The sequence below is a fragment of the Pirellulales bacterium genome (genome assembly GCA_035939775.1).
GTDB lineage: Bacteria > Planctomycetota > Planctomycetia > Pirellulales > DATAWG01 > DASZFO01.
The window spans coordinates 1-26,035 of record DASZFO010000124.1; the positions used below are offsets into that span (position 1 = coordinate 1).

Annotated in this window: 11 protein-coding genes; 4 read left to right on the forward strand and 7 right to left on the reverse strand. The window is 61.9% G+C overall.

Annotation, left to right across the window (positions count from 1 at the left end; translation table 11 throughout):
* Nucleotides 1-225: 225 nt before the first annotated feature.
* The gene (locus VGY55_08025; protein ID HEV2969922.1) at nucleotides 226-3,729 is read left to right on the forward strand and encodes an efflux RND transporter permease subunit; all 3,504 of its coding nucleotides are present in this window, start codon (nucleotides 226-228) and stop codon (nucleotides 3,727-3,729) included.
* Nucleotides 3,730-3,763: 34 nt separating this feature from the next.
* Here the strand turns inward: VGY55_08025 and VGY55_08030 are convergent, their stop codons facing one another.
* From VGY55_08030 to VGY55_08040, 3 genes are all read right to left on the reverse strand, one after another.
* On the reverse strand, nucleotides 3,764-4,576 hold the full coding sequence (locus VGY55_08030) for a hemolysin III family protein (protein HEV2969923.1): 813 nt from the start codon (nucleotides 4,574-4,576) through the stop codon (nucleotides 3,764-3,766).
* A gap of 368 nt (nucleotides 4,577-4,944) precedes the next feature.
* Nucleotides 4,945-5,169, reverse strand: coding sequence for a hypothetical protein (locus tag VGY55_08035; protein HEV2969924.1), 225 nt, complete (start codon nucleotides 5,167-5,169; stop codon nucleotides 4,945-4,947).
* A 25-nt stretch (nucleotides 5,170-5,194) separates the two neighbouring features.
* Complete coding sequence (locus tag VGY55_08040; GenBank protein ID HEV2969925.1) at nucleotides 5,195-5,497, reverse strand: hypothetical protein; 303 nt, start codon at nucleotides 5,495-5,497, stop codon at nucleotides 5,195-5,197.
* Between the two features lie 382 nt (nucleotides 5,498-5,879).
* On the opposite strand from VGY55_08040, the gene VGY55_08045 reads away from it, so the two are divergent.
* Both VGY55_08045 and VGY55_08050 read left to right on the forward strand, forming a co-directional pair.
* A complete protein-coding gene (locus VGY55_08045; GenBank protein HEV2969926.1) occupies nucleotides 5,880-6,614 on the forward strand; it encodes a helix-turn-helix domain-containing protein in 735 nt (244 codons plus the stop codon).
* 196 nt (nucleotides 6,615-6,810) lie between these two features.
* Nucleotides 6,811-7,017 (forward strand): carbon storage regulator, encoded by a 207-nt coding sequence (locus VGY55_08050; protein ID HEV2969927.1) that lies wholly within the window; start codon nucleotides 6,811-6,813, stop codon nucleotides 7,015-7,017.
* An 8-nt stretch (nucleotides 7,018-7,025) separates the two neighbouring features.
* On the opposite strand, the gene VGY55_08055 is transcribed toward VGY55_08050, so the two are convergent.
* The gene (locus VGY55_08055; protein ID HEV2969928.1) at nucleotides 7,026-8,318 is read right to left on the reverse strand and encodes a hypothetical protein; all 1,293 of its coding nucleotides are present in this window, start codon (nucleotides 8,316-8,318) and stop codon (nucleotides 7,026-7,028) included.
* Between the two features lie 52 nt (nucleotides 8,319-8,370).
* Nucleotides 8,371-9,966, reverse strand: coding sequence for a S41 family peptidase (locus VGY55_08060; protein HEV2969929.1), 1,596 nt, complete (start codon nucleotides 9,964-9,966; stop codon nucleotides 8,371-8,373).
* An 851-nt stretch (nucleotides 9,967-10,817) separates the two neighbouring features.
* Here VGY55_08060 and metH point away from each other — a divergent pair.
* A complete protein-coding gene (gene metH / locus VGY55_08065; GenBank protein ID HEV2969930.1) occupies nucleotides 10,818-14,579 on the forward strand; it encodes a methionine synthase in 3,762 nt (1,253 codons plus the stop codon).
* Nucleotides 14,580-14,585: 6 nt separating this feature from the next.
* Here the strand turns inward: metH and VGY55_08070 are convergent, their stop codons facing one another.
* Both VGY55_08070 and VGY55_08075 read right to left on the reverse strand, forming a co-directional pair.
* The gene (locus tag VGY55_08070; protein ID HEV2969931.1) at nucleotides 14,586-19,826 is read right to left on the reverse strand and encodes a protein kinase; all 5,241 of its coding nucleotides are present in this window, start codon (nucleotides 19,824-19,826) and stop codon (nucleotides 14,586-14,588) included.
* A gap of 46 nt (nucleotides 19,827-19,872) precedes the next feature.
* The gene (locus VGY55_08075) at nucleotides 19,873-25,848 is read right to left on the reverse strand and encodes a hypothetical protein (protein HEV2969932.1); all 5,976 of its coding nucleotides are present in this window, start codon (nucleotides 25,846-25,848) and stop codon (nucleotides 19,873-19,875) included.
* Nucleotides 25,849-26,035 lie beyond the last annotated feature (187 nt).

Genomic DNA, 26,035 nt, shown 5'->3' on the forward strand with positions numbered 1-26,035 from the left:
CGGGTGGGAGCGCTCCACGACGGGCTGCGGGCGATCGAAGACGGCCTGAAGCCGGGCGAGCGGGTGATCGTCACCGGCCTGCAACTGGTTCGGCCGGGCATCACCGTCGAGCCGAAGCTCGTGGACATGCCGAACGGAAGTCAGAGGTCAGAGGTCAGATGATTTTCGCTGGATTACCGGCGAGACGCTGCACTGACGGGCGGGTACCACTAACAGGAGATTATCATGCTGGCACGCTTCTTCATCGACCGCCCCGTCCTGGCTTGGGTGATCTCGATCGTCATCATCCTGCTCGGGGGCATCTCCGCCGTTCTGCTGCCGATCGCCGAGTATCCGGAGATTACGCCTCCGAATGTTCAGGTGACGGCCACGTACCCTGGCGCAGTCGCGCAGGTTGTTGCCGACACGGTGGCCGCGCCGATCGAGCAGCAGGTCGTTGGAGTCGAGGGCATGCTCTACATGTCGTCCCAGAGCAACAACGACGGCTCGTACACCCTGGATGTGACGTTCGCGCTGGGGACCGATGTCAATATGGCGCAGGTGTTGGTGCAGAACCGCGTCGCCATCGCCGAGCCGACGCTCCCGGACGTGGTTCGAGCCATCGGCGTGACTGTCAAGAAGCGGTCTCCGGACATCCTTCTGGCAGTCGGACTCTATTCGGAGATCAACCCGGAGACCGGACGTCCTTATTACGACCAGCTCTATATGAGCAATTACGCCACCATCCAGCTCAAGGATGCGCTGGCGCGGGTGGAGGGCGTTGGCGACGTTCTCATATTCGGCCAGCAGGACTACAGCATGCGCATCTGGCTCGACCCGGACAAGCTCCAGTCGAGGAACCTGACGGCCGACGACGTGATCCGCGTCTTGCGCGAGCAGAACGTGCAGGTGGCGGCCGGACAGATCGGCCAGCCGCCGGTCCCTCGCGGTCAGGACTTCCAGTATACCGTGAGCACTCTCGGTCGGCTTGTCGAGGCCGACCAGTTCGCCGACATCGTCCTCAAGACCGGCGCCGATGGGGAGGTCACCTATCTGAAGGACGTCGCCCGGACCGAGTTGGGCGCCCGGAGCCAGGACACGTTGCTGCGATGGGACGGCAAGCAGTCGGCGGGCATTGGCATCTTTCAGTTGCCCGGCTCGAACGCGCTGGACACGGGCGATCGAATCAAGGCCAAGATGCGAGAACTGGGAACCCGCTTCCCCAAGGGGCTCGGCTATGCCATCGTTTACGACACCACGCCGTTCATTCGCGAATCCGTGAACGAGGTGCTCCGCACGCTGCGCGACGCGGTCATCCTAGTGGCCATCGTCATCCTATTGTTCCTACAAGATTGGAGAGCACTGCTCTTGCCCGTCATCGACGTGGCCGTGTCGCTAGTCGGCACCTTCGCCGTCATGAAGCTGATGGGGTTCTCGCTGAACAACCTGACATTGTTCGGGTTAGTTCTTGCGATTGGCATCGTCGTCGACGACGCCATCGTCGTTCTGGAGAACATCGAGCGCTGGCTGGATAAGGGCCTACCGGTGCGCGAGGCCACGATCCGGGCGATGAACGAAATCACCGGGCCGATCCTCGCCATCACGTTAGTGCTCAGCTCGGTGCTCCTGCCCAGCGCATTTCTTGGCGGTCTCACCGGCCAGTTCTTTCGCCAGTTCGCCCTGACCATCTCGGTGTCGATGCTCATCTCCGCCATAAACGCCATGACCATGACGCCGGCTCGGGCGGCCTGGATTTTCGGTGGACGAAAGCCCGTCAAGGCTGTGGGACAAACTGTCCAGCCTGACTCTTCGAAGCGTCAGGCTGGAAGGTTTGACATACAGGGCAAGGAGGCTCTGCCGTGGTGGAGCTTCGCCCTATTCGGCGGATTGGCAACCGTCTGGCTACTGGCGCCGAATCTTGGCGCTTGGCTCGGCCTGCCGATTGGCGCAGAGGGCAGTGAGCCAGCGCCCGGCGGCCCGCTAGCAACGCTGCGATCATTGGGGGTGTATTTCGTCCTGTTCTTACCCGGCGCCGTCGCCGGAGGGGTGCTTGGCAGGCTCATAATCCGGCCGGTCAACTGGGCCTTGGACCGCTTTTTCCGGGGCTTCAACTGGGTATTCGAGCGGGTGACACAAGCTTACGGCAAGACGGTGGGCTGGTTCCTCCGCCTCAGCGCGATCGTGCTGCTAGTCTACGTCGGCCTGATCGGCATGACCGGTTTCGGCTTCGCTCGTGTCCCCGGCGGCTTCGTCCCTAATCAGGACAAGGGTTACCTGCTGGCCAACATCCAATTGCCCGATTCGGCCTCACTGGAGCGCACAACCGAAGTGACGCAGGCGGTCGAAAGGATTGCCCTCGAAGTGCCCGGAGTTGCACATACGGTGGCCATCCCGGGGCAGTCGTTCGTCCTCAACGCGCTCAGCTCGAATTACGGTTCGATGTTCATCATCCTCAAACCGTTCCCCGAACGCCGCGCCGCGGAGTTATCCGGCGAGGCCATCCTCAGCCATCTCCGCGGAAGGCTGCAGAGGGAAGTTCCGGAGGCACGCGTATTGGTCTTTGGGGCGCCGGCGGTGCAGGGTCTCGGCAACGCCGGCGGTTTCAAGCTGATGGTGGAGGCCACCGGCGACGTGAACTTCGACGCGCTCCAGGGCCAAGCGGACAATCTGGCCGCCAAGGGGAACCAACAGCCCGGCCTCGTCGGCCTGTTCAACGGCTTCCGCTCCAGAACGCCTCAGCTCTACGCCGACATCGATCGGACTAAGGTCAAGACGATGGGGGTGCAACTGACCGACGTCTTCGACGCGCTGCAAGCGTATTTGGGCAGCTATTACGTCAACGACTTCAACCGTTTCGGTCGCACCTGGCAGGTCAATATCCAGGCCGACGCCTCATTTCGCGAGGACGCGGACACCGTCCGGCAGCTCAAGATCCGAAATGCCGACGGCGACATGGTGCCACTGGGGGCGGTGGCCGACGTGCGTGACTCCGCCGGGCCAGTGCAGATCACTCGATACAACATGTTCCCCGCGGCGGCGATCAATGGCGCTTCGTTGCCCGGGATGAGCACCGGCGATGTGCTGGCGACGATGGAGAAGTTGTCGCAAGAGCTGCCGCGCAACATGACCACCGAGTGGAGCGAGTTGAGTTACTTGCAAAAGCAGTCCAGCAAGATCGAGCAGTTCCGGGACCTGCAGCAGAACCCGTTCAGCGCCTTCGCTCTGGGAGTCGTGCTCGTGTTCTTTGTGCTCGCCGGCTTATACGAGAGTTGGTCGCTGCCATGGGCGGTGATCTTGGTCGTGCCGATGTGTCTGCTGAGCGCACTGGCGGGCATCGCCCTGGCGGGGATGGATGTGAACATCTTCGTGCAGGTTGGGTTCGTGGTGCTGGTCGGACTGGCAGCCAAGAACGCCATCCTCATCGTCGAGTTCGCCCGCGACCGGCAGCAGGAGGGTGCATCCCGATTCGACGCCGCCGTGGAGGCCGGCCGGGTGCGGCTGCGGCCGATCTTGATGACATCGTTCGCGTTTATCCTCGGCGTATTTCCGCTGGTGATCGCTCAGGGGGCCGGCGCCGAAATGCGCCGCACGCTGGGCACGGCGGTCTTCGCCGGCATGGTCGGGGTGACCTTGTTCGGCATCTTTCTGACGCCGGTGTTTTACTATGTCGTCCGCCGGTTCAGCGGCTTGCGACAGGAGCCGCTACTGTCCGCCGGGCAAGGAGACGCGCCGCCGAGGGCCGGGGGGTGATTGTCCCGAGCGGCGGCAACGAACGCGCCTAGCGTCACGGCAATTTCGACGGCTCAACGGCTCGAGCCGCCAATGCTATTGGGAAGTGTGGGCCGCTGAGAATGCGGCTGGCAGGCAAGCGCGCGCAGGCATTCTTCCATTGATTGCCGATCGTGCCGTCAGCGAATTGCCAGATGAATAGCCAGTGCTGAAACGAACCGATCAGCAGGATAACATGAAACGTTTCGTGGGCGTGAATCACGCCGGGAATGAGGGTTGGCCAGCCGAATTCCTGACATAAGGCGGCGAGCGAGGTCATCGCACTGCCGGCCAACAGGGGCCAGATAAACGCAAATCCGTAACGCCGCCAGAGATCGATCATCGCCACGATGCCGGACCATCCGAGGCCAAGATAAAGTCCGAGCCGCAGTCCCTCGCCGACGTCGATTGCGAAAAACGTCGTGAATAGAATGCCCGCGACGGCAGCAGTCCAAACCGCGATCAACAACGCCCGGCGCAATCGACCTTGATACAGCAGGCCATAAACCGGAGTGAAGGTGCCGGCAATCAACAGGTAGACCGCGGCGTGGTCGAGCTTTCCCATCAATTGATGTGCCGCGCTGCCGCGAATCATCATGTGATAAAGACCGCTCATCGAAAACTGGAAGACATTCGCCGCAACGTAGACACTCAACAGCGTCACGCGGAGTCTGCCTCCCGAACCATGGCGCAGCAGAATAAGGCCCAGCACCACGAACAACGCCGCCCCGCAGAGATGGCTAATCGCGGCAAACGGCTCGTAAAAGCCCGGCAGATGATAGAGTTGCAGGAGGCTGCTCGATGCGGCGGTCGTAACCGTTGACAACATGCTTTGTCGATTCGCTGAGTTCCGTCGGCGCCTGGGATGCACGCATAGCACGTCCGTGCTTGGGCGAGGAAGTCTACCCGCGGACTGCAAGGGCGTCGAGGTGAGAGTGCGAGAGATGATCGGTCCGTTGGTTCCGCGTCAGGCCTTCTTCTTGCGGAACAGCGAGTGCAACTTGCACGCACATTGCGGGTGCACGCCGGACAGGGAGTACGTCCGCTCGCCGCAGACCGGACAAATCGACCGCTCTTCCGGTGGCAGCAATGGCGGCGGTTTCCGATTCTTTGGCGTTTTATGGTCGGTCATGACGGAACTTGGAGCACGTTGGTAGCGAGGACATTGCCCTTCCGCCCACCTTCACCGTTCCGGTTCTACGGGTGTCGCCATCGCTCCCAGAGTTCCGCGTAGGAGTTTGCATCGCGAATTCCGGCCAGCAGAGCGTCTCGGGTGCCCTCGGCGGCGTGCTGGTCGTCGCGCACGGCGATCGTCTTTTCGCCGGCGAGCACGTACAACGCCTCAAGATTTTCGTTCCGCCCGAATTTTTCCACGATCGCCTTTTTGACGGCTGTCGCGGCGTAATCAATGTCTCGCGCCATGCTTATCCAATCTGTCAACAGACTTTCATTCCTCTGCCGTCACTGGGAGCCGAACTTCGTAGCGCGTCATGCGGTTGACCTTTTGCGGCAATTCTTTAACCAGGCATTCTCGCCGGCATTCGGCGATGCTCATTGAATAGGGAATCCAGGCCCCTTTTTCATATTCGAACGTGCCCTTGGCTTCATCTTCGAGCACGATGAAAGCCTTTCCATACACGACCGGCGCCTTCTTCTCGTACACGGCCCGCGGCTCGCTCGGCGGCGCTGCCCGCGATGGCCGCACGGGCCGCCTGTTGCGCTGGTTGTGGAAGCGATGTTTCTGAGCCATAAGTGGTTCCTCCATCAACTCATCGAAAAAGAGGCCGCGACCTAACAGACTTCCGAGAGGTTCGGAAGGGCAAACATGGCGGCCGGCCAAGCAGGCAAGGCGAAAGAGGCGCCGCGGGCGACAAAAGAGCTACGCCACGGACCGCGTCGTCAAACCGACTGCGTTTCATTGTACCAGCCCCGCTGGCGAAAGATAGGGCGATTCGGACCTGCGCCATCTCCGCAAAACCGCCGGGTCGCACGTCCGCCGTGGCGGAGACAGTCCCGTTCGCCCTGGATGTTTTGCGAGGGGTTCTTACGGCTTGCGACGATGTCGAAAAACTCGGGTTGACGCGGCTTGGTGAGTAAGCATAAACTCACCGCCGCAACGACGCGAGCAAGCTATGAAGACCATCGTCAAACCGAAATCGACGAGCCGAGCGGCAACCCGATCCGCGGCAAAGCTCACCAGCGAAGAGCGCCGCGCCGCGATCGTCGTGGCCGTGCGGCAGGTATTTGCCGAGAAGGGGTTTCACGGCACCACCACCCGCGAATTGGCTGTCGACGCGGGAGTCTCCGAAGCCTTGCTCTTCAAGCATTTTCCAAATAAAGAGGCCCTCTACGCGGCGATGCAGATCTCGTGCAGCCAGCAGTTGGGGGAATTAGTGATGCAGCGGCTCGAGGCCCTCGAGCCATCGGCTTCGACGCTCGTGATCCTGATTCACTTGTTGGTATCGCACATGCTGTCGGTGAAGGCACCGGGTGAGGACGACACATCGATCCAAGTTCGGTTGATGCTGCACAGCATCTTGGAGGACGGGGAGTTTGCCCGGCTCAGACTCCAGAAGCTAGCGTCTTGCTGGATTCCGAAGATTGAAGAATGCTTGCAAGCGGCGATCGCCGCCGAGGAGGCAGTGGTAGGCCCGGTGCGGCCGAACGTGCGCGGTTGGTTCGTGCACCAATTGGCGGCCGGCGTGAAGATCCATCTGCTGCCGACCGTGCAGGTCGTCGATTATGGCCTTTCGCGCGAACAACTGGCCGAACAGGTTGTCTGGTTCGCGCTGCGCGGCATCGGGCTGACCGACGCGGCGATCAAGCGCTATTACAACCCGGCGGCCCTAGCATTGTTTGCCGGATGATTTTTTTGACCCAACGGTGAGTGAGTGCAAACTAAACGGCGGGAGACAATTTGCAGCCTATCCAAGAACCGCCGGGGACTGTCCCCTTTTGTGGAGCGGGCACCATCGTCCGATGGTCGGGAACAAAAGGGGACTGTCCCCTTCTCCGCAGGCGGTTCTTGGATAGGCTCGTAGAGAGACCCAAGGAGGGACAGTCATGCTCGTACTTAGTCGCAAAGTCGGTGAACAGATCGTCATGCCCGATCAAGAGGTGGTCGTTACGGTCGTGGCGATCCAAGGAAATCGAGTCCGGATCGGAATTACCGCCCCGTCGGGCGTGAGTGTCTTTCGAGAGGAGATCTGCCCAGCGGCGAGCGCCAACATGGGCTGCGCGGTCCAAACCGCGCCACTTCAGGAGTCTTAACCGGCGTCCTACCAAGCGGCTTCGAGACCCAGCGAGGGGCCGTCGAGGCTGATGCCGCCGTTGTGGCTGAAGCCGCCGAGCTGCCGTGGGCCGAGGGCCAGGCCGGCGAGGAAGTAGTTGCTCCAACCGCCGCGAATCCAGAGGTGCTGCGTGAGTTGGTAGCGCCCGATGATCGAGATTTCGAAGACTCCGGCGACGCCCGTGCTGGAATTCCTCTGATTGATGGGCACGAAGCCCGGCGGATTGCCGCTGATCGCGCCGCTCGAATTCAAGTTCGAATAGCTTTCACTATTGAAGTTGGCAAAGATGCCGGCCTTCAATTCGCTGTTCAATTGGAACCGCCGCCAATCGCGGATGATTTGGAATCCGACTTGCGGGCCGAGTAGATTGTTGGCCGTCTTGATGTCGATGTTCTCGAAATCTCCGGTGGCCGTGTCGGCGCCGCTGAGGTTGAATTTGTCGGAGACCTGCACGTAGCGCAGGCCCCACAGTCCGGCGACCGACCAGGTCATGCCGCCGCTGCCGCCGAAGCGCTCGTTAATTTCGACATTATTCAGGCGGCTGCCGTAGGTGTAGCCGAGGCTATTGTCGAAGCCGCCGATCAGCCCGTCGGTTTGGGTCCAGGGGGAAAACGCCAGGACGCTGTCGCCGATGGGATCGCCATTGATCGTGCGGCCGACGGACCATTGCTGGAGGCCGAAATAGGTCAGCTCGATGGCATCGCGATCGTTGATGCGATAGCCAAGCTGGAATTTGACGCCCGTGGCCAGTGGAAACAGCTCATCGCCACTGGTGAGTTGGTCGACAACGAAGCTGGGACCGCCGTTGTTGGTCACCGTTTGGCCCAGAATTACATCGCGGTCGTCGGAGCGTTCGAGCCACAGCGCTTCGGCGCTCACCATCCAGTGCGGCGCGTCGGCCGGTAGGCAGATCGTCGAATCCGGCGCGGCTTCTTGCGGCTGCACATAAGCCGGTGGCGGGGCGTACACGGGTTGGCCATAAACCGGCGGGCCGTAGACCGGCGGCTGCACATAGACGGGTTGCTGTGGATAGGTCGGCGGCGTTTGGTAGACTGGCCCTATCGGCGGCGCGGCGGCCGGGCCTTGCGAGATCGGCGGCGCAGCCGGCTGGGTCGTGCCGGGATAAGGCACCGGCGGCATGTTGGCAGGCGAAGCTGGCGCGGCGACCGGCACGGGATCCGGCGGCGGCAGCGAACCGCCGCCTTGCGCCCAGCTAATTGCTGGGATCAAGAGACCGATCGCGACGAACGTCAGGTGGAAAGCGCGGGAATTCGCAGGCATGGGGCGGCAATTGAAGCAAAAACTGCCGCTCGAATCAATGCAGATTTATGCTTCATTGCTGCGCAAGCTGCTGCCGCGCCGCTCGCAGGCCGGCGGAAAGGATCGCGTCACTGCTGTTGCCGCCGGCAATAGTGGCGACCTCGCCGGTGATCGGCTTGGCCGTTTGACGCACCACGATGTCCGGCAGCACGCCGACGTGGACGAACGGCAGGCCGTTTGGCGAGTAGAATTTCGCCGTCGTCAGGCGGATGCCCGCGCCCGCGATATTGAGAGGGAATATGCCTTGTACCGAGCCTTTGCCGTAACTTTTCACCCCGACGATCACGCCCCGATGATGATCGCGGATCGCGCCGGCGAAGATCTCGCTGGCGCTGGCGCTATCGCCGTCGATCAGCACCACCAGCGGCATCCGCCAGGCGCCGGCCGCGCGGGCCGTGTACACATAGTTCTCTTGCGGGCTGCGTCCCTTCGTGGAAACGATGTTTCCTTGGTCGATGAATTTATCTCCCACGTCAACGGCGGCGGTCAACAGCCCACCCGGATTCCCTCGGAGATCCATCACCAGGCTCTTCATCCCCTGGCGATAGAGCTTCCAGAGGGCCGCGTCCATGTCGCGGCTGGTGGTTTTTTGGAAGCAAGTGAGCTTGAGGTAACCGATTCCCGATTCTTGATCGAGCATCTTCACGTCATCGACGCTGGGCACGTCGACGTGCTCGCGGCGGACGACGACGCGGCGTGCCGGTTCGCCGCCGCTGACATCCAGCAGCTCGACCGAAGAGCCCTCCTCGCCCTGCAAAAGTTCGGCGGCTTGATCCGTGGTTAGTTCGCGGGTCGATTTGCCGGCCACCGCGGTCAGCCGATCGCCGGCCTTGATGCCGGCCCGTTCCGCCGGGCTGCCGTGGATCACGTTGACGATCAAGAGCGCGTTTTCAGCCGCCTTCAGCTCGACTCCGAGGCCCACGAAGTTGCCTTCGATTTGCGAATAGAGGTCATTCAGTTGGTCGGCGGTGAGAAAGGTGGTGTACTCGTCTAATCCGCCCGCGGCGCCGGCCGTGTATTCGAGAATCACTGACGTCGGGCTGAGGCCGAGTTCCGCGCGAGCCAGATGAGCGGCCGAGGCGACTACGTCGCGCAGCTCGTCGCGGTCGCGGACCGCATGGTTGTCGGTCAGGTTGTGCAACCTGCGGCGGAAATCATTGACCGTCTCGGACGGAACCTGAATCGGATTGCTGGAAGCGAACGTCGGCTCGTTCAAGGCGATGTCGAGATCGAGCGTCCCCCGGTCGAGCAGGTGCTTCCAATCGGGTTCTTGAACGTAGTGCGCGTAAACCTTCGACAGCACTTCGGCATAGAGGTCGAGCGCTTGGGCCTCGTCGAGCTGAGCGATGCTGCGGCGGAAGCTGCCATCCGCATATCGGCGGCCGAGATCGTAGTGAATCTTGGCTAGATCGATCCGTTGGGCCAGTTGTGTGATCGATGGATTGGTGCGGACGGCATCTTCGTAGAGCGAAAGCGCTTCACCCCAGCGGCGCTGGTCTTCGAGCTTCGCGCCGCTCGATACGATGTTGTTCACATCGGTCGTCAGCGTAGGCGCCGCTTGCGAAGGAGCGACCTCCAATGGCGCCGATTGGGCGGGCGCCACGCGCACCGCGGGCTCCCGAATTTGAATCGGTCCCTGCGCCCGAGCCGAAATAAAGGAGAAAGAAAAGCCAACCGCCGCCAAAACCAAGGCAGAGGTACGAAGCCAGACCCGGGATCGCATCATAGTAAGATTACCTGCGGAGGGAGGGCGCCGTCAGGCCATAAACTGGCCGTCGCATGGGCGTGCATCCGGTCGATAGGCATCGCAAGCAACTGCGATGCCCATGCACTCGCCAGGCATTTCAATGGGGTGGGTAGAAGGCCGATGCGCCATGCCGAGCACCGCAACTTTTGCCGAAGCAATTGCGAAACCGAACATCTCGCGAGCCTTCCGTTGCAAAACTTGTCCTACATGGGAAGCCGAGCGAGGATGGTCTAGCCCGTCGGCCAGATTGAATATAAGACATGTTTCGATGCCTGTCAAAAAGGTTCGTCGAAAGATTTTTTCCGCACGACTGCTACCATTGCTACGACGATTGCCTGAGGTCCGCCAGAGCGCCCCGTTGTGCGAATCGGCTTTGAAAGAAGGTAAAAAAGCTTTGCACGACTTACACGTTCTGGCGCGAAAGAAGCTAGTCTATGGATAAGAAGGGCCGGGTCGGCATAATGCGGGAAACCGCAACAGGTGGCAGAACCGTCGCCGTGCGAAATCCGATGGCTTGAACCATGAAGTGCACGAAGGCCACGAAGGGGGATTCGGAGCAGGATCAAACAGAGGAGACAGAGGGTAAAAGATTGGGCAAATTGCCTCCGTTATCTCGGTTTGCTACTGTTCGAAGTGTCTCTCTTTTGTGGCCACCGTGATCTTCGTGGTAATAATTGTAACTGCCGCAAATCCATTGGAGGTCGTCCCTCAAGATGTCCGTCGTTCAGCCCCCTGCAATCCGAGACGTACTCGATCGCCTGCTCGCCGAGCGGATTCTCGTGCTCGACGGCGCGATGGGGACGATGGTGCATGCTCTCAAGTTTGACGAGCGCGATTTCCGCGGCGAGGTGTTCGCCAATCATCCGAAGGATCTGAAGAACTTCATCGACGTGCTGGTGCTCACTCAGCCTGAGGCGATCAAAAACATCCACCGCCAGTATCTCGAGGCTGGGGCCGACATCATCGAGACGAACACTTTCGGGGCGACCTCGGTGGCGATGGCCGATTTTCAGCTTGAAGGTTCCGTGCGGGAATTGAATCTGGCGGCCTGCCGACTGGCCCGCGAGGCGGTCGATGAGATGAACCTCCGAACGCCCGACCGGCCGCGGTTCGTGGCCGGTTCGATCGGCCCGACCAACCGGCAGCTCTCGATCGCCGGCAACGTGAACGATCCGGGCTACCGCGCCGTAACGTTCGACCAGATGGTTGAGACATATTACGAGCAAGTGGCCGCGCTCGTCGAGGGTGGGGTCGACATTCTGCTCGCCGAGACGGCATTCGATACGCTGGTGCTGAAGGCCTGCCTATTCGCGATCGACAAGTTCTTTGAAGATCGGCGATGTACCGCGCGGGGGAAGGGGACAGTCCCCTTTTCCTCCGAAGACTCCGAAAAAGGGGACAGTCCCCGGCTTCCCGTAATGGCATCGTTCACCGTATTCGAAGGGGGGCGCACGCTTTCGGCGCAGACGGTCGAAGCCTGTTGGAATTCGATCGCCCATGCCGATCTCTTGAGCGTCGGGATCAATTGCTCGCTCGGCCCGGAAATGCTTAGGCCGTATGTCGAGGAACTGTCGCGGATCGCGCCGATTTATGTGAGCTGCTATCCCAACGCGGGACTGCCAAATGCTTTTGGCGGCTTTGACGAAACGCCCGCGATGATGGCCGGCACGCTCGGCGAGTTCGCGGCCAACGGTTGGCTGAATATCGTCGGGGGCTGCTGCGGGACGACCCCAGCGCATATCCGCGCGATCGCCGCCGCGGTAGCTGGCAAGCCGCCGCGCGAGCCGGCCCATCCCGAACCGCTCACTCGCCTCAGCGGCCTCGAGCCGCTGGTAATCCGTCCCGACAGCAATTTCATTATGATCGGCGAGCGGACGAACGTGACCGGTTCGAAGAAGTTCTCCAAGCTGGTGCTGGCGGGCAAATTCGAGGAAGCGGTGGCCGTCGCCCGCGAGCAGGTCGAAGCTGGGGCGAATGTGATCGACGTGAACATGGATGAGGCCCTGCTCGATGGCGAGGCGGCCATGACGCGGTTCCTCAATTTGGTCGCCGCCGAGCCGGAGGTTTGCCGGGTGCCGATCATGGTCGATAGCTCGAAATGGTCGGTGATCGAGGCGGGCTTGAAATGCGTGCAAGGCAAAGCGATCGTCAATTCGATCAGCCTCAAGGAAGGGGAAGAAGTCTTTCTGCACCACGCTCGGCTCGTGAACCGCTATGGCGCGGCGGCCGTTGTGATGGCCTTCGACGAGCTGGGGCAGGCCGTCACCGTCGAAGACAAGGTGCGCATCTGCCGCCGGGCTTATCGCCTATTGACGGAACAGGTCGGCATGGCTCCGACCGATGTGATCTTCGATCCGAACATCCTGACGGTCGCCACCGGGATCGAGGAGCACAACCGCTACGCGATCAACTTCATCGAGGCCACGCGCGAGATCAAACGGCTGCTTCCGTTGGCCAAGGTCTCCGGAGGCGTAAGCAACATCTCGTTCTCCTTTCGCGGCAATGACGTGGTCCGCGAGGCGATGCACTCAGCCTTTCTCTATCACGCCATCCGTGCCGGGATGGACATGGGGATCGTCAACGCCGGCCAACTCGCGGTTTACGAGCAGATTCCCAAGGACTTGCTCGAACGGGTCGAGGACGTGCTCTTCGATCGCCGGCCGGACGCCACCGAGCGGCTGGTCGAATTCGCCGAATCCGTAAAGCGGCAAGGGGGCAAGACTGCCGAGGCCGAATCGGCATGGCGGAGCGGCACGGTCGACGAGCGGCTGAGCCACGCTCTGGTCAGGGGGATCGTGGATTACATCGACCGCGATGTCGAAGAAGCCCGCGGCAAGTATCCCACCGGCTTGGCGATCATCGAAGGGCCGCTCATGGCCGGGATGCAAGTGGTCGGCGATCTCTTCGGCTCGGGAAAGATGTTTTTGCCACAGGTGGTCAAAAGCGCCCGCGTGATGAAGAAGGCAGTGGCCTATCTGCTGCCGTTCATGGAGCGGGAAAAAGCCCTGGCCGGCACCGCGGACAAACCGCGCGGAAAAGTGCTGATGGCGACCGTCAAGGGCGACGTTCACGACATCGGCAAGAACATTGTCGGCGTCGTGCTCGGCTGCAACAGCTACCAAGTGATCGACTTGGGGGTGATGGTTCACTGCGAGACGATCCTCGACACGGCCATCAAGGAAGGTGTCGACATGATCGGGCTGAGCGGCCTGATCACGCCAAGCTTGGACGAAATGGTCCACGTCGCCCGCGAGATGGAGCGTCGCGGTTTCGCGCTGCCGCTTCTGATCGGCGGGGCGACCACCAGCGCCAAACATACGGCCGTCAAGATCGCCCCGGCCTATGGCAAGGAGACGATTCACGTGCTCGACGCTTCGCGGGCGGCCGGGGTCGTCGATCAATTGCTGAATCCCGACGCGAAGCCGCTCTTGGATCGCCGCAATCGCGAGCAGCAGCGGCAGTTGGTCGAATCGTATCGGCAGCGGCAATCGGTGCATTTGGTTCCTTACGAGCAGGCGGTGGCCAATCGGTTTCACACCGACTGGGAGACCGTGCGCATCGACACGCCGGCTTTTCTCGGCCGCCGGGTGCTCGATGATTTTCCGCTCGAGCGGCTGGTGGAATTCATCGATTGGTCTCCGTTCTTCCTCACGTGGGAGCTAAAAGGCAAATACCCCAAGATCCTCTCCGACCCGAAATTCGGCGAAGCGGCCACGCGGCTATACGACGACGCCCGACGGCTTTTGGATCGGATCATTCGCGAGAAGCTACTCACAGCTCGTGGCGTTTACGGCTTTTGGCCTGCCGCGGCGGTTGGCGACGACATCGCACTTTACGCTGACGAGAACCGCGCCGCGGAGCTAATGCGCTTTCACACGCTACGCCAGCAATGGGAGCGCAAGGGACAGAGCGAGTTTTTTGCGCTGGCCGATTTCATCGCTCCGATCGAAAGCGGGCGGCGCGATTATCTGGGGGCATTCGCCGTTACGGCGGGGATCGGTTGCGACGAGCTGGCCCGTGCGTTCGAGGCCGATCACGACGACTACAATTCGATCATGGCGAAGGCGCTCGCCGATCGGTTGGCCGAGGCGTTCGCCGAATTCTTGCATCGGCAGGCCCGGATTGATTGGGGGTACGGCCGCGAAGAGAAGCTTTCGAGCGAAGATCTGATGGAAGAAAAGTATCGCGGCATCCGCCCGGCCCCCGGCTACCCGGCCTGTCCCGACCACACCGAGAAGCGCATCCTTTTCGATCTGCTACAAGCTGAAACCGGCGCCGGCATTCACCTCACCGAAAACTTCGCCATGCTCCCGGCCGCGAGCGTCAGCGGCCTGTACTTCGCCCATCCGCAGTCGCGCTATTTCGCCGTCGATCGCATCGCCCGCGACCAGGCCGAATCCTACGCCCGCCGCAAAGGCCTGCCGCTCTCCGAAATCGAGCGCTGGCTCACGCCGAATTTGGGGTATGAGCCGTGAGTCGCGCTACTTCGCCTCGATCGCCGTCAGGCTCTTCGCGGTTTCAGCGCCGCCGGCGGCCTCGCGCCACGGCGTCGCCAGCCAGAGGATGGCCCGGCCGTCGCGGCTGGCAGTGAGGACGTAGCGACCGTTCGGGGAGAAGGAGACCGCGGTCACTTCCTGCGAATGGGCCTTGAGAGACAGGATTTCCTTGCCGGTGGTGGCGTCCCACAGCTTGGCGAGGTCATCTTGGCTGCCGGTCATCACGCGCAGGCCGTCCGGAGAGAAGGCCACCGATGCGACGGCCGCCGTGTGCCCGGAGAGCGTCTGGAGCACCTTCTCGGAATCCACGTCCCAGATGCAGGCGGTGTCGTCGGCGCTGCCAGTGATGAGCCGTTTCTGCTTACCATCTTTGCTCTGCCAATAGGCCAGCGACAACACTCCCCATTGATGACCAAAGAATCGCTTGTCCTGTTCGTAGCGCTGGAATACATGGAGTTGCTTCGCGGTCGCGGCGTCCCACATTCGGGCAGTTTTGTCGCCGGAGCCGGTGAAGACAACCTTGCCGTCGGGCGAAAAAATGGCCGAGGTGACGCGACTCTCGTGGCCGACAAACGTGCGAATCACCTTGCCGGTCTTGGCGTCCCAAAGTTTCGCAGTCTTGTCTTCGCTGGCGGTGAGCACTTGAGTGCCATCAGGCGAAAAGCAAGCGCTGTTCACGAAGTCGTCGTGACCGATCAACTTCAGCTCGGCCACTCCGGTCTCGGCGTTCCAGATTCGGGCCGAATCGTCCCAACTTCCGGTGACGATCCGCTTGCGATCGGGCGAGAAATTGGCCGAGGCAACGACCCCGTTGGGCGTGAGCGACATCCGCTCGGCGCCGGTGGCCGCGTCCCAAACGTGGGCGCCGTTGCCGCCGACGGTGACGAAGTTCGCTCCATCCGGCGAGAACGTCGCCGACCAGACCTGCCCGCTTTTGAGCGTTAGAAACGCGTCGCGACTGTCTTTACTGCCCGGGCCGAGAATCTCGCGATCGGCTTGCAGATCCCAGATCCGGACCGTGCCGTGCTCGTAGTCGGCCCAGAGCGCCCGCCGCCCGTCAGCCGAGACGGCAAGCTGGCTCGGCGCGGGCGGTGAATCCTTCGCGGTTCCGGACGAGCCGATCGTTTTGATCAATTGAGCCTTATCGACATCCCAGAGCGAAATTATATGGTCGTCGCCTAATAGCAGCGCTTGCCGCCGCTGGGGAATGAATGCCATCGACATTACCGCCGTGAGCGGCTTGAGGTTCAATTCGATCGGCTCGGCGCCGGTGGCGACGTCCCATTGCCCGACCGTATTGTCGGTGCTTGCGGTGAGTACTCGTTTGCCGTCGGGGAGGAAAGCTAGGGCGGTGATCTTCCCACTATGACTGTTGCTTCGCTTGATTAACTCGTTGGTGGTTGCGTTCCAGAGTGCGCAGCCGCCGCGGCCGTCGCCGGTGGCAAAGAGCTGGTCGTCCGGAGAGAAGGCCACCGCGGTGACCTCCGCGTCGAGCGGCTTCGTGGCGCCGAGCAGCTTGCCGGTTGCTGCGTCCCATATCTTGGCAGTGTTCCCATCGCTGCCGGTGGCGATCAGCTTGCCGTCGTGCGAAATCGTCGCGGCGGACGCCCGTCCCGTGCGATCGAGCCGCAATGTCTGCGTGCCGGTCGTCAGGTCCCAGACGCGGGCCGTGTTGTCGGCCGCGGCGGTGAGCAGCAGCTTGCCGTTGGGGAAAAAGACGGCGGTCGAAGTGAGGTAATCGTGCCCTTCCTCGAAGTTCTTGAGCGGCTCGCCGGTCTCAAAGTCCCACGTTTTGGCAGTCCGATCGCGGCTGGCGGTGACCACGCGCTGGCCGTCGGTCGAGAAGGCAGCCGAGAGCACGGCGTCGGCGTGCCCTTGCAGCACCCTTTCCTGAAAGTAGCGCATCTCCTCGTAACCGGCGATACTCCACAACTTGGCCTCGTGGTCATGGCTGCCGGAGAGCACCTGATGACCATCTGGCGAAAAGACCGCGGCTCGAACCCAACTGGCATGTCCGCGCAGCGATTTCACGAGATGCCCAGTCTTGAAGTCCCAAAGCTTGATCGTATTGTCGTGCCCCGCGCTCAAAACCATGTTGCCGTCCGGGGAGAATTCCACGGCGCGGACCGGCGCCGTGTGGTCTTCAAGCGCGCGATATTTCGCCGGGGGAATTGGGCGACCAGCGACGGCGTCCAGATAATTGAACGGCTGCACGTCCTCGGGACGCCAAATCAGAACACGGTTGTCGTATCCCCCAGAAACAACGTATTTGCCATTCGGAGAAAACGCCGCGGCGTAGACCGGGCCATTATGTCCCGTAAATGGCGGGCCTTGCTCGCCCGTGTCGGTGTTCCAAACAATCACGGTGCCATCCTGGCTGGCGGTGACGATCCGCGATTCATCGGCGGAAAACGCGGCGGACCAAACCCACCAGTTGTGCCCGCGATACGTATGCAGCACGTGTCCGCTTTCGACATCCCAGAGTCGGGCCGTCTTGTCGTACGAACTGGTCAGGAGCCGCCGGCCATTGCGCGAGAAGGCGACCGAGAGCACGTCGTCTTGATGGCCGGAGGCCGGATCGCCGGGATTTCCCGCCAGCTTTCGCACGAGCGCGCCGGTCTCGGCGTTGAAGATCTGCACGTAGCCGTCTTTCTTGTTGTTGCCACCCAGCGCCACGTACTTTCCATCCGACGAGAGATCGACCGAGTGAACGTAAAGGCTGCCGTAGGGGATTTCGACCAGCACCTGGCCAGTTTTCACGTCCCAAATCCGGGCCATGCCGTCCCAACTTCCGGAGACGAAACGATTGCCGTCGTGCGAGAACGCGACCGATTCGACCGGGGCCTGGGCGTTCTTTTCGTTCGCGCCCACCGGTTTTAGCGAATAGCTGCGGACGCTTTGCGTCGAGAGATAGCGCAAGCGGCCCCATTCCCAATTGCGAAACTGATTCGGCGACTCATTCAAGAGCTGCTCGGCGGTGTCGAAGGAGTTTTCGTCGATCTTGGCGGCCGCCAGACCGATGCCGGCGATGTAGCTTTGGTACTGCGCGTTGTCGCGTTCCTCGGTTGCCCGCTGTTTCGCTTCCGTCGCCACTTTTTCAGCGGCGGTCGCCTCCATTTCTTTTTTCGTTGCCAGTTCTGCATTCGCGACCGCTTCTTGCTTCGCCTTCGTGGCGACTTCGGCCGATCGCTTTTCGGCCGCGGCCGAAGCAAGGGCGCCCTTTTCAGCCTCCTTGGCGCGGCCTTCGGCGATCACCGCATTATTCTTTTCCTCGATAGCAATCTTTCGATCCGCGCTGACCTGCAAGAAGGCAACGCCCACGACCACAAGCATCGCCGCGGCCAAGCCGACCGCCACGCGCTTGATGGTCTTCAGCCGCTGCTGCCGCGTGTCGCGTTCGCGCTGCGCGGCGACGATCTGCAGCCGCAGCTCCGCATGCGTCGGATCGTCAGCATCCAACAGCGAGGCGCCCAGATCGTAGTCCTCTTTCTTCATCGCCTGCTTGGCATACGCCAGCTTGGCGACGGAGACGCCGGTCTTGGCCTTCGAGTTCCCATCCCAAAGGGCGAAGGCCTCTTGAAAGGCAAATAGAGCGCGAGAGAAGACCTGATAATCTCCTGTGCGCTCCGCTTTGGCCAGATCCTCCTCGGCACGGCTGGAGAGCACGACGCTTTCCGAATGCGATTGATACTCGCGGATCAGATTCTGGAAATCCTGCACCGTCGCCGGGCGATCGGCCGGAGCGGTCGACATCGCCCTCATCGCGATCTCGAGCAGCTCGCCCGAATGCTCGGTCGGCTGGATCTCGTTCTTCGCCGCCGCGAATAGGCAGTTCATCACGTTCTTGCCGGTGTGCGGCGGCTTGCCCGTGATGACCTCATATAGAATCGCGCCGAGCAGATAGACGTCGGCGGCAGGTCCGATCCGATCGACCGGGCCGGTGGCCATCTCGGGGGCCATATAGGCCGGCGTGCCACCCATGCTGCTCGTCTGCGTGATGGTCTCGGCCTTGCGGAACAGGGCCGTGGACATCGCCAGCCCCCAGTCCATCACCAGCACCTCGCCGAAATCGCCGAGCATGATGTTCTCGGGCTTAAGATCGCGATGGATCACGCCGCGCGAATGGGCAAACGCCACCGCATCGGCCACCTTCATCAGAATTTCGGTGTTCTCGGCGAGCGACTTCTCCTCGATCACCGACATCCAGGGCGTGCCCTGCACCCGCTTCATCGAGTAAAACAGCGACCCGGCCTCGTTCGATCCAAGATCGTAGATTGGCACGATGTTCGGGTGGTCGAGATCGCCGGTGACGACCGCTTCCGAGAGAAACTTCTCGCGCTGCTCGGCTTGATTGGCGATGTCGGGCTTGAGCATCTTGACGGCGACCGTGCGGTCGATCGAGGCCTGGCGGGCGGCGTAGACTACGCCCATGCCGCCTTCTCCGATCGTGTTCAGCAGCTCGTAGTCGGACCCCTTTTGGGTCACCGCGGTCACTTCGCGCAGAGCGCGCTTCTTAATGACCAGCTTCGAGTCGCGCGCCTGCACGCCCGATTCGCTCTTAAGGCTGGTGCGCGGCGTGCACGTAGGAGAGTAGGTTCCCTTCCAGAGCCGGGCGACCCGCTCGGTATCTTCGGCCGGGATGTTGCCCGAATCCATCGTCGCGGCGAACCGGCGTTCATCGAACGTGCTCGGCCTTTTTGTCGGCGGGGAAAGCGGAAAGGATCCCGAATCAATCGTGGGAGTGACCGAGCCGCGCCCCGTTTTCTTCGACGAGTCCTTTTCGGCGGTTTCACTGGTGACGTGCGTATCGCTGATCGTCGGATTCGCCGGCGGAGGACTCGCGGCGGATTCATCCGCCGACGGGCCGAGAGCTGCCAGATTGGGTGGCGTAGTCGTGTATTCGACCGTGCCGCTTTCGTGTGGCTGGCGGCCGGTGAACCCCGGCGGCACGAGGGGCGCGATCGGCTTCGCTGGCTCGTCACTCGATTCGGCCGCGCGGCTAACGATTCGCGCCAGCGTCGCTTTGAGCAAGGCCACCGGATCGTCCGTGGCAGGCGGAGTCCATGGCGCCAGCTTCGGTTGGCCGACGCTCGGCGGCACTTCGACAGTCGAAGTCGGCGGCGGCTCTTCTTGATTCCAGTTCAATAAATTGCCGCAGACCGGGCAGCAACCCGCGTTGAGCGGCGTGTCGGACAGATTCGCTTGACAAAAGGGGCAAGTAGACATGGCAGACCGTCACAATCTAGATGACAAGAGGTGCGAACGTTCTTGGTTATTGGGGCTTCCGCAGCCATCGCGCCAGGCGTGCCGCCTTCGAGAGCGATCGCGGATCGAGTTGTTGCATTGCCTGATCGACTCGCTCTTCGCGCGACAGGCCCTTGCCGACGGCAACAGCGGCGCCGGCGGCGGCAATCGCCGCGCCCCAGCGGCTCTTCTCTGTCATATCGGCAGTCGGAGCTTTTGCCGGACCGACGCCCACCGCGGGGCGCTGGAGTTTCGCGGACGGCATGGATATCGCCGGCTTGACGGAAGACACCTGCACCGGACCGACTGGCGCCTCTGGTGACGCAGCCTGGCCGGATTCATTCGACGCATTGGGTGACTCGTTGTCGTTGAACTGCGGCAGATCGTTTTTCGCGGCGCGGTCGTCGCCGCCTGCCGCGTCAATTCGAGATCTCGCCTCGCTCGTGGCCACGGGATTGGGATGCCCCAATTCGATCTGGCCGGTCGGTGGGCGATCCTGGCCGCCGGAATCATCGGTCGGATCGACGGCCCGGCCTTGTCGCACCACCACTTCGATCACGAGCCGCTCGTGCCCTCCCTCGGACAAGAAGAGCTTATAGTGCCCGTCCGGGAGCTTCTTGAATAATCCCGGCAGGTCGGCCAATTCTTGCTCGGGCACAAGGAGCCTTTGCGCCACGTCTCCGGAAGGCGAAATGACCTGTAAGGTTACAATCCGTTCGTCGGCGTTCGTCGCCTCGCTCGAGGCCACGCCCCCTTCCGATGCCTGTGCAATGCTTGCCAGCGGCACCGTCGTCTGGATAGGCACTTCGACGAATGTTGCAACGGCCACGTCGACAAAACCTCCGCTCGTCGTCTGCACGACGTGCGGGGCGTGTATACCTTCGCCCGGCACCGACGCGGTGGATGATGCCGTGGCGGGAAGAGCGCCCGGATCGCCCGATGGCGCCGCAACCACGCTGATCGGGATCGGGTTCGCCCCGTTCGCCGTAAAGAAGTTGAACGGGAACATATGCACTATCGAAACCGGCTGATTCGGCCTGATCGTGCCGGTGCCGCTGGTGCTGCCGTCACCCCAGTGGATGATCCCGCTGAACGTTTGCGTCGGCGCCGCGGACTGCAAGTTGATCGTCAACGTGGTCGAGAACACGTTGTCGACCTGGGTGGCCGACGTTGTGATCATCCAGGGCACGATCGTCAGCGGTTGAGTGCCGGTCGCCGGCGGTGAGGTAGCGTTGAATTGGTTCTCCGTGGCGGCCACGGTCAGCATGTACGGCGTCGTCGAGAATGTGTACAGCGAGGTTTTGAAGACCGAGACCGCGCCGGTCGTGGGATTGATCGCGAACGCGCCGTTGTTCCCCGACGTGATCGCCCAGGCGAACGGCGCCGCGGGGAGATCCACGTCGGTTGACGGGAGTGTGCCGACCGGGGTGCCGTCCACCGCGCCGGTTGAGCCAGGAACTGTCGCGGGCAAGAAATACGTCTGGGGAGTCAAAACTGGCGGGTCGTTCACGTCCTGAACGGTGATCGCGCCCGTCGCTGTCGCGAGGCTGAAGGGGCTCGTGCCGCCGTTGACCGATGCGTTGAACTTCGTCCCCTGCGAGCCGAAACTGGCACCTGTCTGGTCCCAGGCACGATACGTGATCGCGGCGACATTGCCGTTTTTGGCGTCGGGGAGGAATCGAACCAGGTCGGTCGCCCGCAACAGCAGGGCCGAACTGTCAGAGACCGCTCCGAAGGCGGTACCGGTTCCGAAGGCCGTCCAAGTCGCGCCGCCGTTTACCGAGAACTGCCATTGCCCGAGACCATAGCCGGTGATCGTCGTGCCGGTGATGGCGATCCCTTGCAGCGGGGCGAAGTCGACGTCAGTCACTGCCAAGCCGAGTATCGAGGCCACCGTATTGCCGGGGTTCGCGAGGTCGGTGATGTTCTTCTCGGTGATCGTGGTCAACGACTGACCGAGCGACGGATTGAGCACCGGGGCATCGTTGATCGCGGTGGCGACGACGGTGGTTTTGCTGTCGCTCGCCAAATTCACAGGGCCGTCCATGTCTAAAATCGTGAATGTGGTCGTCACGGTTGAACCGGCGGCGGTTTGATGGATCGTGGGGACGAACACCAGGGCCTGCAGCGCGGCCTGCGCCTGCGCCCGCGTGCCGCTGAAGCTGTAGGTTCCCAGAAGCACGTTTGCAGTCCAGCCGACCGTCGAAGCGGCGCTGAATTGGCCGTTCACGGCCGCGCTGAGCGTGACCGTGATCGTGGCCGGTTCGGCAGAGTTGTCGGGATCGGAGATCGTCACGCCGCTGAAGGGCTGAAGCGTGGCGTTGTCGTTCACCGCCTGATTGGCGACGGTCCCCAAGATGGTCGGCGGATTATTGATCGCCGTGGCGACAACCGACGTGTTGGTGTCGCTGGCTGAATTCGATCCGTCGGCCAATTGGATCGTGAAGTGGGTCGTGACCGTCGCTCCGGGAACAACTTGATGATCCGTTGGAGCGAACACCAGCGCCTGCAGCGCGGCTTGCACCTGCGCCCGGGTGCCGCTGAAGCTATAAGTGCCCGCGGCAACGTCGACCGTCCAGCCGACCGTCGAAGCGGACGTGAATTGTCCGTTGGACGCCTGATCCAGCGTGATCGTGATCGACGCCGGTTCGGCCGAGTTGTCGGGATCCGAAATCGTCACGCCGCTAAAGGGCTGGATGGTCGCGTTGTCGTTGACGGCCTGATTTGCGAGCGTGCCCAAGATCGTGGGGGGATTGTTGATCGCCGTGGCGACGACCGTCGTTTGGTTGTCGGTCGCCGAATTCGCGCCGTCCGTCAATTGAATTGTGAATTTGGTCGTCACCGTATTGCCCGGGATGACCTGATGATTGGTTGGAGCGAAGACGAGTCCTTGCAGGGCGGCTTGCACTTGGGCGCGGGTGCCGCTGAATGTGTAAGTTCCCGCTCCCACGTTCACGGTCCAGCCGGTGGTGGACGCCGCGGTAAACTGGCCGTTGGCGGCTTGGTCGAGCGTGACCGTCACTGAAGCCGGTTCGGTTGAGAGGTCGGGATCGGAGATCGTCACGCCGGCAAATGGAGCGATCGTGGCATTGTCGTTGACCGCCTGATTGGCCACCGTCCCCAGAATCGTGGGCGGATTGTTGATCGCCGTCGCGATAACCGAAGTCTTGGAATCGCTGGCCGAATTTGCGCCGTCGGTCAATTGGATCGTGAAATGCGTCGTGACGGTCGTGCCGGGGTTTACCTGATGCTCGGTCGGCACGAACACGAGCGCTTGCAAGGCCGACTCCGTTGCAGCGCGCGTGCCGCTGAACGAATAGGTCCCGGCCCCCACGTTCACCGTCCAGCCAACCGTCGAAGCGGCGGAGAACTGGCCGTTCGCCGCGTTATCGAGCGTGACCGTGATCGAGGCCGGCTCGGCGGGATTGTCCGGATCGGAGATCGTCACGCCGCTGAAGGGGGCGATCGTTGCATTGTCGTTGACAGGCTGATTGGCGAGTGTGCCCAGAATCGTCGGGGGATTGTTGATCGCCGTGGCGACGACGGACGTGGTGTTGTCGCTCGCTGAATTGGCGCCGTCGGTCAACTGGATCGTGAAATTGGTCGTCACCGTGTTGCCGGGAACGACTTGATGGTTAGTCGGCGCGAACACCAACGCTTCCAGGGCCGCTTGCGCCGCCGCTCGGGTGCCGCTGAACGTATACGTTCCGGTCCCCACGTTCACGACCCAGCCGACGGTCGAGGTTGCCGTGAACTGGCCGTTGGCCGCGTTGTCCAGCGTCACCGTGATGACGGCTGGCTCGGTGGAAATGTCTGCATCTGCGATCGTTACGCCACTGAAGGGCTGAATCGTCGCATTGTCGTTGACCGCCTGATTGGCTACCGTGCCCAGAATCGTGGGCGGATTGTTGATTGCCGTGGCAATGACGGTTGTCTTATTGTCGCTGGCCGAATTTGTGCCGTCCGTCAGTTGGATCGTGAACTTGGTCGTCACCGTGTTTCCGGGGATCACCTGATGGTTGGTCGGCGCGAAAACCAGGGCTTGCAGGGCCGCTTCGACTTGTGCTCGCGTGCCGCTGAACGAATACGTTCCCGCTCCCACGTTCACCGTCCAACCAACCGTTGAGGCAGCCGTGAACTGGCCGTCAGCCGGATGATCAAGGCTGACGGTCGCGGAGGCCGGTTCGGTCGATAGGTCCGGATCGGAGATCGTCACGCCGCTAAATGGCTGGATCGTGGCATTGTCGTTGACCGCCTGATTCGCCACGGTGCCATTGATCGTCGGCGGGTTGTTGAATGCCGTGGCGATGACCGACGTGTTGGTATCATTTGCCGAATTCGCGCCGTCGGTCAACTGGATCGTAAAATGGGTGGTGAATGTCGAGCCGGGGATGCCTTCGTGGTTCGTCGGCGCGAAGACCAACGCCACGAGGGCCGATGCCACTTGGGCTCGCGTGCCGCTAAATGTATAGGTGCCCGCTGGGACATTCACGGTCCAACCGACCGTCGAACTCGCGGTGAATTGGCCGTTAGCGGGCGCATCGAGCGTGACCGTGACGGAAGCCGGCTCGCTCGATAGGTCGGGATCGGAAATCGTCACTCCGCTGAAGGGAGCGATGGTGGCGTTGTCGTTGACCGCCTGATTGGCGACGGTCCCGTTGATCGTCGGCGGATTGTTGATCGCCGTCGCGACCACCGTCGTGGTGTTGTCGCTGGCCGAATTCGCGCCGTCGGTCAACTGAATCGTAAACGTGGTCGTCACGGTATTGCCGGGGATCACCTGATGGTTCGTCGGCGCGAAGACCAAGCCTTGCAGCGCCGCTTCGACTTGCGCCCGCGTGCCGCTGAATGAGTACGTGCCGGCGCCGACGTTCACGCTCCACCCCGCCGTCGAGCCGGCCGTGAATCTTCCGTCGGCCGCATTGTCGAGAGTTACGGTTACCGAGGCCGGCTCGCTCGACAAGTCGGGATCGGAGATCGTCACGCCGCTGAACGGCGAGATGGTCGAATTGTCGTTGACAGCTTGATTGGCCACGGCCCCGTTGATCGTCGGCGGATTGTTGACCGCCGTGACGTGAACCGAACTGCTCGAATCCGTCGTCGACGTGACCGAGTCGGCCGCGAGAATCGTGAACGATGTGACCACCGTGTTGCCGGGCGTCACTTGATGCGCCGTCGGAGTGAACACCAGCCCTTGGAGCGCGGTGGAGGCAGCCGCCGCGGTGCCCGTGAACGAAAAAGTGCCGTCGAGGTTGTTCGTGAACGCGCCGAGATTCGAGAACGCGCCGTTGGCGGTGCTGCTCTCGGAAAGCGTGACGTTGATGTTTTCGGCGGCAGAGATTGAATCGCCGATTGTTACTCCGCTAAAAGGATTGGCCGTCTGGTTGTCGTTGATCGACGTCGTAGTGGCGCCGGATATCGTGATCGGTTGGTCGATCGAGATGTTGGAGTGCGCGGTCAAGACGCTGAAGGCCGTGGTGCCGCCGTTCGTCGAAGTGTTGGCTGTGTTGCCGGCGGTGCCGCTGGTTTGGTCCCATGCGCGAAAAGTGATCCCCGGCGAGACCGTGCCGTTGAAATCGGCCGCGGGGATGAAGCGAACATAAGTGTTCGCATCGGCCGCGAGTAGCCTCGCGCTCGTATTGCTCGGACTGTTGAAATCGCTCCAATTGGTTCCACTGTTGGTCGAATACTGCCACTTACCATTCGTATTGTCGACCGCCGTCACGGCGATGCCCGAAAGCGCGCCTGGATCGGGGTCGGTTACGTGGCCGGCAATCAAATCGGACACCTTCGTGCCCGAATTGCTTGCGTTAGGCTCGTTTTGATGGATCGAGGCCAGATTGTTCGCGCCGCTCAGCACGGGCGCGACATTGAGAACTCGCCGCTCTTCGAGGCGGCTAACTTCCATCGGCACATACCAATCGTCGCGCTCGCGCCGTGGGCGCGCGGACGAAGCGCGCCGTCCAGAGCCGAAAACCGTTTCAATCCAACTTGGCGATGCCATCAGGCTCACTCCGTCCCGGGACTTGCCGACCGCACGAGGGTTCACGGAAGGGTGTCAAACTCTGCCGTTCGGCGAATGTTTGATTATCCCGTAGATGGTCCGACCATGTCAAACCGCGGGCACGTCGATTTGTCGTCTCGATTCCAGCACCGACTCCGTTTCTGCGGGCAACCGCAATCGCCTTCCC

Coding starts and splice junctions, on each gene's coding strand:
- VGY55_08050 (HEV2969927.1), top strand. CDS start 6,811: ATGCTCGTACTTAGTCGCAAAGTCGGTGAACAGATCGTCATGCCCGAT.
- VGY55_08075 (HEV2969932.1), bottom strand. CDS start 25,848: ATGGCATCGCCAAGTTGGATTGAAACGGTTTTCGGCTCTGGACGGCGC.
- metH (HEV2969930.1), top strand. CDS start 10,818: ATGTCCGTCGTTCAGCCCCCTGCAATCCGAGACGTACTCGATCGCCTG.
- VGY55_08040 (HEV2969925.1), bottom strand. CDS start 5,497: ATGGCTCAGAAACATCGCTTCCACAACCAGCGCAACAGGCGGCCCGTG.
- VGY55_08070 (HEV2969931.1), bottom strand. CDS start 19,826: ATGTCTACTTGCCCCTTTTGTCAAGCGAATCTGTCCGACACGCCGCTC.
- VGY55_08035 (HEV2969924.1), bottom strand. CDS start 5,169: ATGGCGCGAGACATTGATTACGCCGCGACAGCCGTCAAAAAGGCGATC.
- VGY55_08025 (HEV2969922.1), top strand. CDS start 226: ATGCTGGCACGCTTCTTCATCGACCGCCCCGTCCTGGCTTGGGTGATC.
- VGY55_08045 (HEV2969926.1), top strand. CDS start 5,880: ATGAAGACCATCGTCAAACCGAAATCGACGAGCCGAGCGGCAACCCGA.
- VGY55_08055 (HEV2969928.1), bottom strand. CDS start 8,318: ATGCCTGCGAATTCCCGCGCTTTCCACCTGACGTTCGTCGCGATCGGT.
- VGY55_08030 (HEV2969923.1), bottom strand. CDS start 4,576: ATGTTGTCAACGGTTACGACCGCCGCATCGAGCAGCCTCCTGCAACTC.